17 protein-coding genes are annotated in these 13,403 nt (G+C 40.5%); 12 read left to right on the top strand and 5 right to left on the bottom strand.

Features of this window, described 5'->3' with window-relative positions:
- Nucleotides 1–35 precede the first annotated feature (35 nt).
- The 4 genes from ribA to JG735_RS02180 are packed head-to-tail and all read left to right on the top strand — an operon-like array spanning nucleotide 36 to nucleotide 1,708.
- Nucleotides 36–599 carry a GTP cyclohydrolase II gene (ribA, locus tag JG735_RS02195; protein WP_201335212.1) on the top strand — a complete coding sequence of 188 codons (564 nt, stop codon included), beginning with the start codon at nucleotides 36–38 and terminating at the stop codon, nucleotides 597–599.
- Nucleotides 599–1,144 carry a 16S rRNA (guanine(527)-N(7))-methyltransferase RsmG gene (rsmG, locus tag JG735_RS02190; protein ID WP_201335211.1) on the top strand — a complete coding sequence of 182 codons (546 nt, stop codon included), beginning with the start codon at nucleotides 599–601 and terminating at the stop codon, nucleotides 1,142–1,144. The genes ribA and rsmG overlap by 1 nt, the downstream gene beginning before the upstream one ends.
- Nucleotides 1,134–1,334, top strand: coding sequence for a PP0621 family protein (locus JG735_RS02185; protein WP_201335210.1), 201 nt, complete (start codon nucleotides 1,134–1,136; stop codon nucleotides 1,332–1,334). The genes rsmG and JG735_RS02185 overlap by 11 nt, the downstream gene beginning before the upstream one ends.
- A complete protein-coding gene (locus tag JG735_RS02180; protein WP_201335209.1) occupies nucleotides 1,331–1,708 on the top strand; it encodes a hypothetical protein in 378 nt (125 codons plus the stop codon). The genes JG735_RS02185 and JG735_RS02180 overlap by 4 nt, the downstream gene beginning before the upstream one ends.
- On the opposite strand, the gene JG735_RS02175 is transcribed toward JG735_RS02180, so the two are convergent.
- Together JG735_RS02175 and JG735_RS02170 are read right to left on the bottom strand one after the other, a co-directional pair.
- Nucleotides 1,686–2,684 carry an alanine racemase gene (locus JG735_RS02175; protein ID WP_201335208.1) on the bottom strand — a complete coding sequence of 333 codons (999 nt, stop codon included), beginning with the start codon at nucleotides 2,682–2,684 and terminating at the stop codon, nucleotides 1,686–1,688. The two genes, JG735_RS02180 and JG735_RS02175, sit on opposite strands and share 23 nt — an antisense overlap.
- 60 nt (nucleotides 2,685–2,744) lie before the next feature.
- On the bottom strand, nucleotides 2,745–3,236 hold the full coding sequence (locus JG735_RS02170) for a hypothetical protein (RefSeq protein WP_201335207.1): 492 nt from the start codon (nucleotides 3,234–3,236) through the stop codon (nucleotides 2,745–2,747).
- Between the two features lie 95 nt (nucleotides 3,237–3,331).
- Here JG735_RS02170 and JG735_RS02165 point away from each other — a divergent pair, with 95 nt between their 5' ends.
- From JG735_RS02165 to JG735_RS02140, 6 genes are read left to right on the top strand one after another with little or no spacing between them, the layout of a single operon-like run.
- Nucleotides 3,332–4,270, top strand: a complete 939-nt coding sequence (locus JG735_RS02165; RefSeq protein WP_201335206.1) for an agmatine deiminase family protein — start codon at nucleotides 3,332–3,334, stop codon at nucleotides 4,268–4,270.
- A gap of 24 nt (nucleotides 4,271–4,294) precedes the next feature.
- Nucleotides 4,295–5,128 (top strand): metal ABC transporter solute-binding protein, Zn/Mn family, encoded by an 834-nt coding sequence (locus tag JG735_RS02160; RefSeq protein ID WP_201335205.1) that lies wholly within the window; start codon nucleotides 4,295–4,297, stop codon nucleotides 5,126–5,128.
- Nucleotides 5,112–5,837 (top strand): metal ABC transporter ATP-binding protein, encoded by a 726-nt coding sequence (locus JG735_RS02155; RefSeq protein WP_201335204.1) that lies wholly within the window; start codon nucleotides 5,112–5,114, stop codon nucleotides 5,835–5,837. The genes JG735_RS02160 and JG735_RS02155 overlap by 17 nt, the downstream gene beginning before the upstream one ends.
- Complete coding sequence (locus JG735_RS02150) at nucleotides 5,830–6,621, top strand: metal ABC transporter permease (protein WP_201335203.1); 792 nt, start codon at nucleotides 5,830–5,832, stop codon at nucleotides 6,619–6,621. The genes JG735_RS02155 and JG735_RS02150 overlap by 8 nt, the downstream gene beginning before the upstream one ends.
- Nucleotides 6,618–7,484, top strand: coding sequence for a carbon-nitrogen hydrolase (locus tag JG735_RS02145; RefSeq protein WP_201335202.1), 867 nt, complete (start codon nucleotides 6,618–6,620; stop codon nucleotides 7,482–7,484). Before JG735_RS02150 ends, JG735_RS02145 begins: the two co-directional genes overlap by 4 nt.
- Nucleotides 7,474–7,914 carry a globin gene (locus JG735_RS02140; RefSeq protein WP_201335201.1) on the top strand — a complete coding sequence of 147 codons (441 nt, stop codon included), beginning with the start codon at nucleotides 7,474–7,476 and terminating at the stop codon, nucleotides 7,912–7,914. Before JG735_RS02145 ends, JG735_RS02140 begins: the two co-directional genes overlap by 11 nt.
- A gap of 10 nt (nucleotides 7,915–7,924) precedes the next feature.
- On the opposite strand, the gene JG735_RS02135 is transcribed toward JG735_RS02140, so the two are convergent.
- The 3 genes from JG735_RS02135 to JG735_RS02125 are packed head-to-tail and all read right to left on the bottom strand — an operon-like array spanning nucleotide 7,925 to nucleotide 11,034.
- Nucleotides 7,925–8,470: an NUDIX domain-containing protein gene (locus JG735_RS02135; protein ID WP_201335200.1), complete on the bottom strand. Its 546-nt coding sequence runs from the start codon at nucleotides 8,468–8,470 to the stop codon at nucleotides 7,925–7,927.
- A gap of 1 nt (nucleotide 8,471) precedes the next feature.
- Nucleotides 8,472–9,830 carry a magnesium transporter gene (gene mgtE, locus JG735_RS02130; RefSeq protein WP_236584178.1) on the bottom strand — a complete coding sequence of 453 codons (1,359 nt, stop codon included), beginning with the start codon at nucleotides 9,828–9,830 and terminating at the stop codon, nucleotides 8,472–8,474.
- Nucleotides 9,778–11,034, bottom strand: a complete 1,257-nt coding sequence (locus tag JG735_RS02125; protein ID WP_201335199.1) for a peptidoglycan DD-metalloendopeptidase family protein — start codon at nucleotides 11,032–11,034, stop codon at nucleotides 9,778–9,780. Before JG735_RS02125 ends, mgtE begins: the two co-directional genes overlap by 53 nt.
- 140 nt (nucleotides 11,035–11,174) lie before the next feature.
- Between JG735_RS02125 and JG735_RS02120 the strand changes: the two genes are divergently transcribed.
- A complete protein-coding gene (locus tag JG735_RS02120) occupies nucleotides 11,175–11,864 on the top strand; it encodes a plasminogen-binding N-terminal domain-containing protein (RefSeq protein WP_201335198.1) in 690 nt (229 codons plus the stop codon).
- The gene (locus JG735_RS02115) at nucleotides 11,864–13,246 is read left to right on the top strand and encodes an FAD-linked oxidase C-terminal domain-containing protein (protein ID WP_201335708.1); all 1,383 of its coding nucleotides are present in this window, start codon (nucleotides 11,864–11,866) and stop codon (nucleotides 13,244–13,246) included. Before JG735_RS02120 ends, JG735_RS02115 begins: the two co-directional genes overlap by 1 nt.
- The last annotated feature ends 157 nt before the right edge of the window (nucleotides 13,247–13,403 follow it).

Genomic DNA, 13,403 nt, shown 5'->3' with positions numbered 1-13,403 from the left:
GCAAAGTTAGGCTATTTTACCAAAAGAAGAGGAAAATGGATATAAAAGTCAGTGAAGTCGCCAACCTCCCTACAAGCTATGGGGATTTTAAAATCCAATGTTTTGCCCAAGGGTGTAAAGAACATCTTGTCATGATCAAAGAGCCTCTTGGAAAAGCCCCAGTGGTTCGTGTCCATTCCGAATGTCTTACAGGTGACACTCTTGGAAGCAAAAAGTGCGACTGCGGAGAACAGCTGCATTTTGCCCTCAACTACATCGCACAACATGGCGGAATGCTTATCTATCTCAGACAAGAAGGACGCAATATCGGCCTTTTGAATAAAGTCAATGCCTATGCATTGCAGGATAAAGGGTATGATACAATCGAAGCAAACCATCAACTTGGATTTTCTGCAGATGAGAGGACTTATGAGATGGTCGAGTTTATCCTCGATTTTTATGGAATTGATCAAATACGGCTTTTGACAAACAATCCTAAAAAAATTGAAAGTTTGAAAAATGTAGAGATCGTTGAACGCATACCTATCAAGGTTTCACCAAATCCTCACAATGAAGCCTACTTGAAGACAAAAAAAGAGAAAATGGGACATATGCTTTGATGAGTACCGAAGAAAAACTCAATGTTTTTACCCAAAAACTTCTGGAATGGAACAAGATTCACAACCTCACAGGGGCAAAGAGCGAAGAGGAGGTGCAAGAAAATATCGAAGATACCCTCTTTGCACTGCAATTTCTACCAGATACCATACAAAATGCCCTTGATATCGGTACAGGAGCCGGTTTCCCCGGACTCGTTTTGGCCATTGCGATGCCAAAGACACAGTGGATTCTTACTGAACCAAGACAAAAACGGGCTAGTTTCCTACACTATATGAAATCGATCCTTTCTTTAGATAACGTGGAAGTCTATAAAAAAAGAGCGGAAGAGATCGAAGCAATCCCTATGGATCTTATCACTTCACGGGCTGTGATGAAAACGAAAGATCTAATTGAACTAAGTAGACCATTCATCACACCCTCGACAACGCTTCTCTTTTACAAGGGCGAAAATCTTAAAAGTGAACTGGAAGGAATGGACCACTACTCTATATTTGAGCGAGGAAAAAGAAAATATCTACTACTAAAGGGAGACGATGTTATTTAAAATTTTACTTCTTGCAGCAGTTATCGGCGGAATCTATTACTTCTTTATCAAGAAAAAGCCAATTACCCATGATAAAGAGACAGATACGATGGTTGAGTGCGACACATGTGGAACATATGTAAGCAACAAAGAAGCGATCATTAAAAATGGCAAATATTACTGCTCAAAAGAGTGTGCAGGAGCAAAATGATGCTGATATTTGGTCATCCCAAGATTCCGGCTCCTTCATTTCATCTAGTTGAAAACAAAGAGCAAATAGCCTCAACACCGCCAAACAGCATTGTACGCTTTGCATTTGATTTTGAGATGTTACGCTATTGTCAAAAAAATGGAATACAAGTTGCTGTGGAGATAGCAAATATAAAAGAGGCGGTCTATGCAAATGCACTGCACGCCTCTTTTCTACTATGTCCATTTGATCTAGCGAAAAAAGTGCAAAAGATAGCGGAAAATTATCTTTTCGATGCCAAGGTGATCGCTTTGATGGATGAAAGATTGATCGAAAAAGCGATTGAGGCCGGAATCGATGGGGTATTTTTAACTAATCAACCCAATTGCGACTAAGATGAGCCGGCATTTTCACAAGAAGTTCGTAGCTAATCGTCCCTAATGCATGGGCCATCTTTTTAGCGTCACTAAAGATACAAATCTCTTTTTCCTCTCCTTCCAAGAGGATGGAGTCCATGCTCACTCTTCCTAAAATTTTCCCATCTTCAATCTCTTTTTGGAAGCGAAAAATTCCGTCTGCATAGCCTGCGTCATAGGTACTGATAACCATATCCTCCTTAGCTTCGTATATGCCACCATATCCGACTCGCTCACCCTTTTTCAGTCTTCTTGAAACAATTTTTTTAGCCCAAAGTGATGCAACCGGCTCTAACACAGGAGGGTCATACAGTGGATCCAATTCTGTATATCCGTACAATGCTATCCCGACTCGTGCAAAATCATCCTCACATCCCAATCGAAACAGAGCTGCACTGTTTACAGCATGAAAGAGCGGTTTTGACACCCTGTTTTTTTTGATGAGCTGTATAACTTTCTTTTTCGCATACTGCCAAAGCTCATTTTGCCAAAAGAGTTCACTACTTAACTCATCTGCACTTCTAAAATGGGTGAACACTCCTGTCAAATGAGCTCTGTTTTTTTGTAATAGCTCAAATGCCTTTTCAATCTCCTCTAAAGCGATACCGTTTCTATGCATTCCGGTATCGACTTTCAGATGGACCTTCGTCCCTGGTTCCAATACCTGCAATGTATCCAAATCATTGATGGCATAATGAAAAGCATCATGACGGGGAACATCAGAGAGAATAAGAATGTAGGGGAAAAAGTCAGCTATTTTGAGTGCCTCTACGTGCGTACGCACCACCGCTTTTTTGATACCAAGCCTGCTGATCTTTTTTCCAAATTCCTCTATACCGTGCCCATAGGCATTGTCTTTCAAAACAGCAGCTATTTTTTCGGTACCACCGGCTTTTTTGGATATAGTCTCTAGATTGTGTTTGAGCGCTTTTTCACTTAGTTTTACATATGCCATAAGGAATTGTAGCAAAATGAGTAATGTTATCTATTAGAAATTGCAAATCCCATCTTCAAACTAAACCAGACCGCAATACAAAATCGCTGGGATTGCATTTTTAAATCGAAACTCTTTTTCTCTTAACTCTTGCAGTTCATTTTCTATTTTCAAAATGTGCCTATCCCAATATTCTACCTCTTTTGATAAAGGAAAAACAATAAAAAGTACTGCTTTGTGTATATAGGTACTATTTTTTCTTAAATCTTTTATATCTTTAATTATACTTTGAATGTTTTTGGTAATTGGCCTTGTTTTATTTACAACATCATTATAGTGGTAATTTGTATTTGCTGTTTTGAGTTCCAAAGCCCAATTATCAAAAACAATATCAATTCTATCTTTTTCAGGCACAATGTCAGTCGTATATTTCGATAAAATATCGCAAATTTCCACCTTCAACCATCCTTCAAATTTTGCTCTATTTTTTGCAAAATACCCTAATCCGTTATGATTGTTTATCCTTTTTACAATTTCTGATGATAAAATTTTCCAAAGCTCTTCAAACGTCATTTCATTCCTTTTTTTAGAACAACACATTTAACACATATAAGGAATTTCTAATATCTTACCATTTTTCGATACCATAACAATCAAAAAGGCTTCATATGAAACTGCCTGCGGAATGGGAAAGACAGAAGGCTCTTTTGGTAGCATATCCTCATGAAGAGAGTGACTGGTCTCCATATCTTGAAGAAGCAAGAGATTTTTTTAATGAATTTATCTCTATTGTTACTCACTATCAAGATGTCTATCTAATTAGCCAAGAAGATCTTAGCTTTCCTCCAACAAAGCATGATATAAAAATCTTTAAAGCCCAGACAAACGATACATGGGTGCGTGATTTTGGACCTATCACAATATTTGAAAATGATAGACCCAAACTTCTTGATTTTACATTCAACGGCTGGGGGCTCAAATACCCAGCAAATTATGACAATCTTCTCAATCGAAAAATTTTCAACACCAAAAAGATAGGCTTTGTACTGGAGGGAGGCAGTATCGATTCCAATGGCAAAGGGCTATTACTTACAACAACATCGTGCCTTTTGGAAGCAAACAGAAACCCGTACATGACGCAAGATGAGATTGAAACGTATCTGAAAACGACACTTGGAGTTGAAACAATTTTTTGGCTAAATCACGGCTTTTTAGAAGGAGATGATACGGACGGCCATATCGATATGCTTGCTCGCTTTATTTCTCCTGATACAGTGGTCTATGTGGAATGTGACGATCCAAAGGATATTCACTATGAAGCACTGCAAAAGATGAAACAGCAGCTACAAAATTTTGGACTCAAAACCATTCCGCTTCCCTGGATAGAACCAAAATATTACGATGGTGAGCGTCTTCCGGCAAGTTATGCAAACTTTGTTTTCATCAACAATGCCATTATTGTTCCAACCTATCAAGACAGCAACGACGAAGCAGCTCTGAGTCTCTTTCGCTCATTATTTCCAGATAGAGACGTCATAGGTCTCGATGCAAGTGTGCTTATTCGCCAGCATGGATCGATCCATTGCAGCTGCATGAATCTCTTTTGATATAATTTTGGACAAAGGAACAGCATGAGAGCAATAATAGCTATATTTTTTCTCACTTTAGTTTTAAGTGCAAAAGAGACAATCCTTGTTTCTATACTGCCTCAAAAATATATCGTTGATACATTGGCGCCAGATTCGTTCAATGTTTCTGTCCTTATTCCAAAAGGAGCATCTCCGGCTACATTTTCCCTCAAGCCTTCCCAGGCAATGCTCATCAAAAAAGCAACATGCTATTTTACCATCGGTGTGCCTTTTGAAAAGAGATGGCTAAAAAAATTTAAAGCAATCAATCCAAATCTAAAAATTGTCGATATGGGAGAGTATCTCCACAGATTTCCTATGAAAGCGCACCACCATGAGCATCACCACACAGATGGTCACGATCCTCATATTTGGCTTGCACCTCCATATATGCAGTTGATTGCCAGAAGAACATTGCAAGAACTTTGTGCACTCGATACAAAACAATGCAATCTGTATCAAAAAAATTTCGTAAGATTTATAGACAAAATAGCAAAGATCGATATGCGGCTATTTAAAATGCTACAAAAGAGCTCGCATAAAACATTTTTAATCTTCCACCCTTCTTTAGGCTATTTTGCAAAAGTATACGGTTTACATCAAATGGCGATCGAAGAAGAGGGAAAAGAACCAAAGATCGCACACTTAATGGAGATTGCAAAAAGAGCTAAAGAGCTGCATATCAAAATGATTTTCATAGAGCCGCAGTTTCCCAAAAGAAGTGCCAAATTCTTGGCAAAGAAGCTCAATGCAAAGATAGTTGTGATCGATCCTTTGGCATATGAGTGGGATACAAATATCATAGCAATAGGAAAAGCGATTGCGCAAAGCCATTGAGATTGAACATCTTTGGTTTCGCTACCAAAACGAGTATGTTTTGGAAGATATAACTGTTTCAATCGAAGAAAATGAATATATCGCTATCATAGGGCCAAACGGAGGCGGCAAAACAACCCTCGTGAAACTCATTTTGGGTCTGCTCCAACCTACAAAAGGCAGCGTACATATTTTTGGTCAGCCACCACAAAAAGTAAGCAGCCTCATCGGATACCTTCCCCAACATATCAACTTCAATCTCGATATTCCATTGCTTGCCAAAGAGGTCATTTTGCAAGGAAGACTGCAAGCAAACAGACTCCGTTTTGATCAAAAAGATTATGAAGCACTCGGAAATGTCACAAGGAAACTCGGTATTGAACATATCATTGAAAAAAAGATTTCCCAACTCTCGGGTGGTCAGCGCCAAAGAGTACTGCTTGCTAGAGCCATCATCAGTGATCCGAAAATTTTGATCTTGGATGAGCCGACCGCTTCAGTGGATCTGCAATCGCAAAAAGAGATTTATCATCTTTTAAAAAATCTGAATCTTACCCGAATCGTCGTCAGTCACGATATCAACATCCTTTTGGAAGGTGTTCAAAGAGTCCTGTATGTCAACAGAAAACTGTATGAACATACCAATATCCCGCTGAATATCGATAAAAAAGATGGCCATTTTTGCGAAATGGAACTCCTTGAAGAGCTCTATAGGAGCTGCAATGGGTGAATTTTTAGAGTTTTTTTCCAACTCGATTGTCGCTTCATTGCTCATAAGCATCGCTATTGCCACCATTGGGTCTTTGATGCTCATCAACCGCTACAACTATCTTGCTGCAAGCATTGCACACGGTAGTTACGGAGGGATTGGAATAGCGCTTTATTTTGGAATATCCATTCTTTTTGGAGCCACTCTTTTTGCTCTTGCTTTGGCGCTGCTTCTTGCCTATATCTCCTATACCCATCCCCAGCGCCAAGATATCTCCATTGGAGTCATCTGGGCTACTGGCATGAGCATCGGTATCATCTTTAGTGATCTGACTCCAGGATACCATGTGGATCTTTTGGGATATCTTTTTGGAGATATTTTGATGGTTCCAAGAAGCGATTTGTGGTTTATGCTTGGAGTCGATATTGTCTCGACACTCTTTGTGCTGCTCTTTTTACACCAACTTTTATTGGTGGCATATGATAAAGAGTTTGCTATATTACGCGGCATAAGAGTAAAAACTTTACATACTGCTACACTCATACTCATCGCTTTAACGATCGTCATGAGTATCCGATCCATTGGACTTATCCTTGTCATCGCACTTTTTAGCATTCCTCCCTATATTGCTGAAAAATATACCAAAAATATCACTTCCATGATGATCATGTCAGGATGTTTAGCATTTATCATGATGCTTCTTGGACTGATAGCAGCCTACTATCTCAATATCTCTGCAACCGCTTCCATCATTTTGATTGCATCCGCTTTTTATCTTGGAACTTTCATAAAGGTCAGACGATGAAAATAGCTTGTATCCAGCAAAAATTTCACGGTACCAAAGAGACCACCATCCAAAGAACATGTGAAATGATAGACCAAGCTGATGCTGAACTTGTGGTCTTACAAGAGCTCCACCAAGGCCCTTACTTTTGTCAAAGTGAAGCAACACAATTTTTCGATTTGGCAAAAGATTTTGAAAAAGACATAGTTTTTTGGCAAAACGTCAGTAAAGAAAAGAAGATTGTCCTTGTCACATCTCTTTTTGAGATGCGAGCTCCAGGACTCTATCACAACACAGCAGTCGTTTTCGATAAAGGAAAATTGGCAGGAAAATATCGTAAAATGCACATTCCAGACGATCCTGGATTTTATGAGAAGTTCTACTTTACACCGGGTGATCTTGGATTTGAACCGATTGATACATCTGTGGGCAGACTTGGCGTGCTGGTATGCTGGGATCAATGGTATCCAGAAGCTGCAAGAATCATGGCCTTAAAGGGAGCGCAGATTCTTATCTATCCAACGGCTATTGGATGGTTTGATGAAGATAGCGAAGAAGAAAAAAACCGCCAACTCGATGCATGGATAACGGTACAACGGGCTCATGCGATTGCCAATGGATTACCGCTTGTAGCGGTCAATCGTGTGGGATTTGAAAAGGATGAAACAGGATGTTTGCAAGGCATTCGATTTTGGGGAAACAGTTTTATCTGTGGTCCCCAAGGGGAGTTGTTAGCTCGAGCCGGCAGTAACCAAGAAGAGATTTTGGAGGTAACTCTTGATATGGATCGAATAAAAGCAGTCAGAGATATCTGGCCATTTTTGCGAGATCGAAGGATTGATGCGTATCAATGTTTATTAAAAAGGTATTGCGATGAAATTTGAGATAACTGCGACAAAAAAAGGCGAATGCGTAACGTTTAGCAATCCTCCCAAAGCTTTTTTCGAAGCTGTTGGAGGAGTAGATGGTATGAGAGATTTTATGTATAACTTCTATGATAAAATTTATGAAAGCAACATCGCACACTTTTTTCCTCAAGATGAAGAGGAGTTTGCGAAGGTCAAAGAGAAAAATACGCTCTTTTTTATTGCCATATGTGGCGGACCGAAACTATACGAAGCCGATGAAGAGGATCTGAATGAATATATGGTGGAGTTTCATAAAAACTTCAGTATCGATGAAAAAGCAAGGATCGAGTGGCTTGGCACCATGCGTGAAGCCCTGGAAGAGCTTGAGATAGACGAAGCGTTAAAAAAAGCATTTTGGGAGTATGTAGAGCGTTTTTCTAAACTCACTGTCAATAGATTTGACTAAAACTATCAATTTAATACTCTTTATGTTGTTCAAACCACCAGCAAAAGGCAAAAAGAAGTCCAGGCGTTTTTGGTTTGGACTCATCATACATAAATGCTTTTGCTTCATTGAGGGGTAGATAAACTACTTCTATCTTCTCGTCCTCTATCCCTCCACCTTCACTCACTTTTTGTTCTACTTCAGCATAAAAAAGAGTCTGTTTGGATCCAGCAAATCCTACAGAAGTGTAAAAAGAGGTGATCTTTTCTAACGATTGTGCTTGATAGCCTGTCTCTTCAATTATCTCCTCTTTGGCTATCTCTTCCAAACTCTTCTTTTTATCCACGATGCCGGCACACAACTCAAAGCTATAAGGGTAGCCATGCTGCATATAAAGAGCCGGTCGAAACTGTTTTACCAGCACAAAAGCCTCTTTTTTGGAATGATACAGTAAAACAGCCACACTGTCATGCGCTTTCACTGCCTCCCAAGACAGCTCTTCCCCATCCCTATCATAGATGATTTTTACCGGATGGATAAATTTTGGATCTTTCAAGGGTTCTATTCGTTTAATCATATCAGTGCACCAACATCGCTTTTGCTAATCCCAAAAAGGCAAAGAAACCTACAACGTCGGTTACAGTGGTCAAAAGAACACTGCTTCCAACGGCTGGATCTTGCCCAATTTTTTTCAAAAAAAGCGGTATCACTGCACCAAAGAATCCAGCAGCCAAAAGATTGATCACCATAGCAAGTGCTATCACTACCCCTAACAGATGATCATGAAACCAAACCCAAGCTATCACACCCATGACTACTGCAAAGATTGCACCATTTATCAAAGATATCACCGTTTCATGAATCAGTGCTTTTTTCGCGTTTTGCCAGTCAATCTCTCCAAGAGCAAGTTTTCGAACCACAACCGTCAGTGTCTGCGTCCCTGCATTGCCCCCCATAGAAGCAACAATCGGCATCAAAACCGCCAGTGCCACGTACTTTTGTATCGTCTCATCAAATAGACCGATCACAAACGAAGCAAGAATCGCCGTACCAAGATTGATAAAAAGCCACCAGGCTCTTTTTTTGGTTACTTCTTTGATATCCCCCTCTTCTTCAACCTCATCTTCAACACCCGCTAGGTTATAGATCTGTTCGGTAGCTTGTTCTTCGATCAAATCGATTACATCGTCTGAAGTGATACGTCCAAGCAGTCTTCCTTTCTCATCCACAACCGCCACAACTGAAAGATTGTAATCCTCAAATTTTTTAATTAGATCTGCAACTGATTCGTCTGCATGAACTGCAATTGGCTCATACCGTTTTTCATGAATAATATCGCTAAAGCGTTCATTAAAATCATAAAGAATCAAATCTTCAAGAGGAATGACAGCTTTGAGAACCCCCTCTTTGTCCACCACATATACCTGGTGGATATTGGAGAGTTCTCCTTCATCTTTTAGTTTACGAAGACGCTCAATCGCATCTGCTACTCTTTCTTCTTCATACGCTTTAAAAACTTCCGTTTGCATATAGGCACCGGCAGTCTCCTCATCGTATGCACTGAGCTCCTCAATCTCCTCTTTATACTCTTTATCAATATTATCAAGGACCTGCTTTTCTAAAGTTTCATCAATATCTTCAATATCTTTAACTAAATCAACCGCATCGTCACTATCAAGTTCCTCTATCGCCTTCGCCAATTTTTTAACAGAAAGGCTTTCAATCGCCTCATCTTTGATTGATTCAGGAAGTTCCAACAAAACCTCGCCAAGTACTTCTTCGGGAAGCTGGCGGAGGATTGCATTAAATTCATCCGGATCCTCTGTAGCGAGGTATTTGAGATATGCTGCTATTTCACTGGGATGAAGAGAAATCTTCTTTGTTTTAAGCTCCGTTTGAAGAATTTGTCCTATTTTGATCAATTCCACCTTTTCCATCTTCCCCTCCTTTAAAATACTCCATCATCTCATGCGTCACACGTATAGTCAGTGGCTGTTTTTGACTCTGTATGAGTTTTTCAAGCTCATTTTTATATCGCTTCGTCATTGCTCTAAACATTTTCAGTCGTTTGCCCTTCAATTTGCTTTTTGTAATTTTGACCACACTTAAAGGATTGATGGCCCGACCGTTTTTATAGAGTCCAAAATGCAGATGCGGACCTGTACTGAGTCCAGTGGACCCCACGAGACCTATTAAAGAACCCTGTTTGACGCGCCTGCCTCTTCGAACAAGTCGTTTTTGCAAGTGCGCATACAATGTTCTATATCCATCCGCATGGGCGATAATGATCACATTGCCATATCCACCTTTTCTTCCGGAAAAAATGACTCGGCCATTCCCGGCTGCATAAACATGCGTTCCTCTTGGTGCACCAAAATCGACACCCAGATGTGCCCTGTATTTGTGTAAAATCGGATGCCACCGTTTTCGGGTAAATCGAGAGGTTATCCTTGCATGGCGTACTGGACGGATAAGGAAAAAGGTCTCAAGTTCTCTTCCTTTTTCATCGTAGTAACGCTCTTGATAATTGAACACATAGTACTTTTTGCCCAAAGCTTCCACCACTCCCGCTTTGATCCTTGGCATACCGAAAAAATCACCGAGTCTAAACTTTTGCTCATATAAAATCGCCAGCTTGTCCCCAGAGTGAATGTTTCTACAAAAATCGATAGGAGCATTTCGAAATGCCCGAACAAACTCTCCGGCAAGCCGGTCATTTCCTTCTGTTGCTTTTTTGATCGCAATATATGGTGAGCAATCCAGTTCCAAAGAAAATCCGTCTTCAATTTTTTGGTAATGGATAGGTATCAGTTCAAAACGATATTTGTCACCATCTTTGAAAACATGGATCTGCAACTCTTCATTTACAGGAATTAGCAAGTGTAAAATCTGCCCATTTCGAGCAGTTGCATTGGTCTCTTTCTTGTTTCCGTAATCCATCACCCGATAATAGGTGACACCTGCTCTTATTTCTCCGGTCAGCTCTTTCTCTTCATCATCAAGATCGTAATAGAGCTTTGTCGGAATATTATGTTTAATCAAATACCCAAGCAGTGTATCCCCACTCTGCCACACCTTTTTTTCAACAACTGCACCAAAAGAAATGCCAAGAAAAAATAGTATGAGAATGAAATATCGCATGAAGCCTCCGACTCATAAATAAGGGTCTCATTTTATCTAAAACAGACTTAAAAATATGCTACTTTTCTCACTCTTCTTACAACTTTATAAGGTAACTATCGCTATTATATGAGACATTGAAATGAAAAAGGAGATGATGCGTGATACGTTTTTTGATATTTTTGATGCTGCCTTTCGTGCTCTTTGCCCAGACAAAATCGCAGATTCTTTCCGTATCGGAAAATGAAGCGGTTATCAAACCTGTTGAAGCACAAAAAGGAATGAGCGGAATTGTGGTACACCACTATGATGCGACCCATTCTACAATCGTTGCAAGAGCGGTATACGAGGGAAATGGCAAAGTACGCTTTATGATATACGATGCTTTAAAACAGGACTCTTTACCAAAACCAAAACTGACACCGAAACCTGGTGACGAGGTGATTTTGGGTTATCTTTATGATAGAGCGACGATCGTTGCACCTGATCTTCTTACATTTCAGGCTGCGCAATCAAAAATCGATACAAATACTCAATTGCTCCATCCAGACCTTTTCTTAGCCGAACTTTCAAAAAATAAAGAACCTGCACCGACAAAAGAGGATTTTAAACAGTTTTGTAACAAATATGCCGTGGGAGTGGTCTATATCGTCTTTGATAACACAATCCACAAAACGGACTGCTACACAATGCAGTCATTACAATCTGTCAAGCTATCAACATCACCACAAAAAATCAACACACCATTTTATTCCCGAATAGGAAAAGTGGAGACTTCCATTTTTAACTTTTTTGGAAGCAGCGAAATAAATGACTACAATGCATACTATCGATCTTTGGTGGTGCAATGATGGTTGTCAAAGAGCATATCCAGGCCCTTGAAAACCTTGTAGGCAAAGAGAATGTCAAAAGCGATAAGCCTCATCGTCTGGCATACTCCTATGATGCAACAAGAGAGCATTTCAAACCTGATGTTGTCGTTTTCCCAAAAGATGAAGCGGATGTCAGTAAAGTACTGAAATACTGCAATGAACACAAAATCCCGGTAGTTCCAAGAGGTGCTGGAAGTGGGTTTACCGGTGGTGCACTCCCTGTTGGTGGAGGCGTGGTACTGGCTGTGGAAAAACATATGAACAAAATTTTGGAGATTGATACCAAAAACATGGTAGCCGTCGTACAGCCAGGCGTAATCAACAAAGTGCTGCAAAAAGAGGTGGAAAAGCTTGGACTTTTCTATCCGCCAGATCCGGCAAGCCAGGACTACTCCACAATCGGAGGCAATGTTGCCGAAAATGCCGGGGGTATGCGAGCGGCAAAGTACGGCATCACAAAAGATTACGTTATGGCACTGCGGGCAGTCTTGCCAAACGGAGACATCATTCGAGCTGGAAAGAAAACGATCAAAGATGTAGCAGGGTACAATATCGCCGGTATCTTAGTGGCAAGTGAAGGAACATTAGCCGTTATCACAGAAATCACACTCAGACTTTTAAGCAAACCTCGCTTGACAAAAACGGTCATGGGTGTATTCCCAACGGTTACAGAAGCGATGAATGCCGTTTACAAATCACTCGCCGGCGGAGCCAATCCAGTTGCGATGGAGTTTTTGGATAATCTCACAATTCGTGCGGTAGAAGAGAAATTCCATAAAGGATTGCCGGTCGATGCCGGAGCAATTTTGATCAGCGATATTGACGGAAACGTAGAAGAAGAGATTGACTATCAAATAGGACTCCTTGAAAAGTTTTTCAAAGAAAACGGTGCAACAGAGTTTCGTATCGCAAAAGATGAGAAAGAGGCAGCTGATATCTGGTTTGCTAGACGTAATGCCAGTCAAAGCATCACTATCTACGGAAGCAAAAAGATCAACGAAGATGTAACCGTCCCAAGAAGTGAGCTTCCAAGATATCTTGAAGAGGTAGATCGCATATCCAAAAAGTACGGGGTAAAAATCCCCTGTTTTGGTCATACGGGAGACGGCAACGTACACACCAACGTTATGGTGGATGGCAGCGATCCAAAACAGGTAGAGATCGGTTATAAAGCCATCGAAGAGATTTTTGAAAAGACGATCGAAATCGGTGGAACACTGAGCGGTGAACACGGAATTGGCCTATCAAAAGCCCCATTTATGAAGATGGCGTTTACCCAAGAGGAGATGAATCTCTTTCGAGCCATCAAAAAGGCTTTTGATCCAAACAATATCCTCAACCCCGGAAAAATGGGGCTTTGACCGTCAAGCAAACGACAACTGCTTGTCGTCTGACAGTCAAAGCGGGTTTGACGATGTGCAGAACGAAGTGAATGCACCGACAAACTCAGGGTACTGAAAGAGTGAGCGAAGCGAGCGGGCCCAAGCAAACGACAACTGCTTGTCGCCTGACACTTAA

Origin of the sequence: Nitratiruptor sp. YY08-10 (genome assembly GCF_016629565.1) — a bacterium.
Classification (GTDB): Bacteria; Campylobacterota; Campylobacteria; order Campylobacterales; family Nitratiruptoraceae; genus Nitratiruptor.
This window is presented reverse-complemented; position numbering and strand designations above follow the sequence as displayed.

Bases quoted from the DNA above. Each gene is read 5' to 3' on its own strand.
- ribA (WP_201335212.1), top strand. From the start codon at position 36: ATGGATATAAAAGTCAGTGAAGTCGCCAACCTCCCTACAAGCTATGGG.
- rsmG (WP_201335211.1), top strand. From the start codon at position 599: ATGAGTACCGAAGAAAAACTCAATGTTTTTACCCAAAAACTTCTGGAA.
- JG735_RS02185 (WP_201335210.1), top strand. From the start codon at position 1,134: ATGTTATTTAAAATTTTACTTCTTGCAGCAGTTATCGGCGGAATCTAT.
- JG735_RS02180 (WP_201335209.1), top strand. From the start codon at position 1,331: ATGATGCTGATATTTGGTCATCCCAAGATTCCGGCTCCTTCATTTCAT.
- JG735_RS02175 (WP_201335208.1), bottom strand. From the start codon at position 2,684: ATGGCATATGTAAAACTAAGTGAAAAAGCGCTCAAACACAATCTAGAG.
- JG735_RS02170 (WP_201335207.1), bottom strand. From the start codon at position 3,236: ATGACGTTTGAAGAGCTTTGGAAAATTTTATCATCAGAAATTGTAAAA.
- JG735_RS02165 (WP_201335206.1), top strand. From the start codon at position 3,332: ATGAAACTGCCTGCGGAATGGGAAAGACAGAAGGCTCTTTTGGTAGCA.
- JG735_RS02160 (WP_201335205.1), top strand. From the start codon at position 4,295: ATGAGAGCAATAATAGCTATATTTTTTCTCACTTTAGTTTTAAGTGCA.
- JG735_RS02150 (WP_201335203.1), top strand. From the start codon at position 5,830: ATGGGTGAATTTTTAGAGTTTTTTTCCAACTCGATTGTCGCTTCATTG.
- JG735_RS02145 (WP_201335202.1), top strand. From the start codon at position 6,618: ATGAAAATAGCTTGTATCCAGCAAAAATTTCACGGTACCAAAGAGACC.
- JG735_RS02140 (WP_201335201.1), top strand. From the start codon at position 7,474: ATGAAATTTGAGATAACTGCGACAAAAAAAGGCGAATGCGTAACGTTT.
- JG735_RS02135 (WP_201335200.1), bottom strand. From the start codon at position 8,470: ATGATTAAACGAATAGAACCCTTGAAAGATCCAAAATTTATCCATCCG.
- mgtE (WP_236584178.1), bottom strand. From the start codon at position 9,830: ATGGAAAAGGTGGAATTGATCAAAATAGGACAAATTCTTCAAACGGAG.
- JG735_RS02125 (WP_201335199.1), bottom strand. From the start codon at position 11,034: ATGCGATATTTCATTCTCATACTATTTTTTCTTGGCATTTCTTTTGGT.
- JG735_RS02115 (WP_201335708.1), top strand. From the start codon at position 11,864: ATGGTTGTCAAAGAGCATATCCAGGCCCTTGAAAACCTTGTAGGCAAA.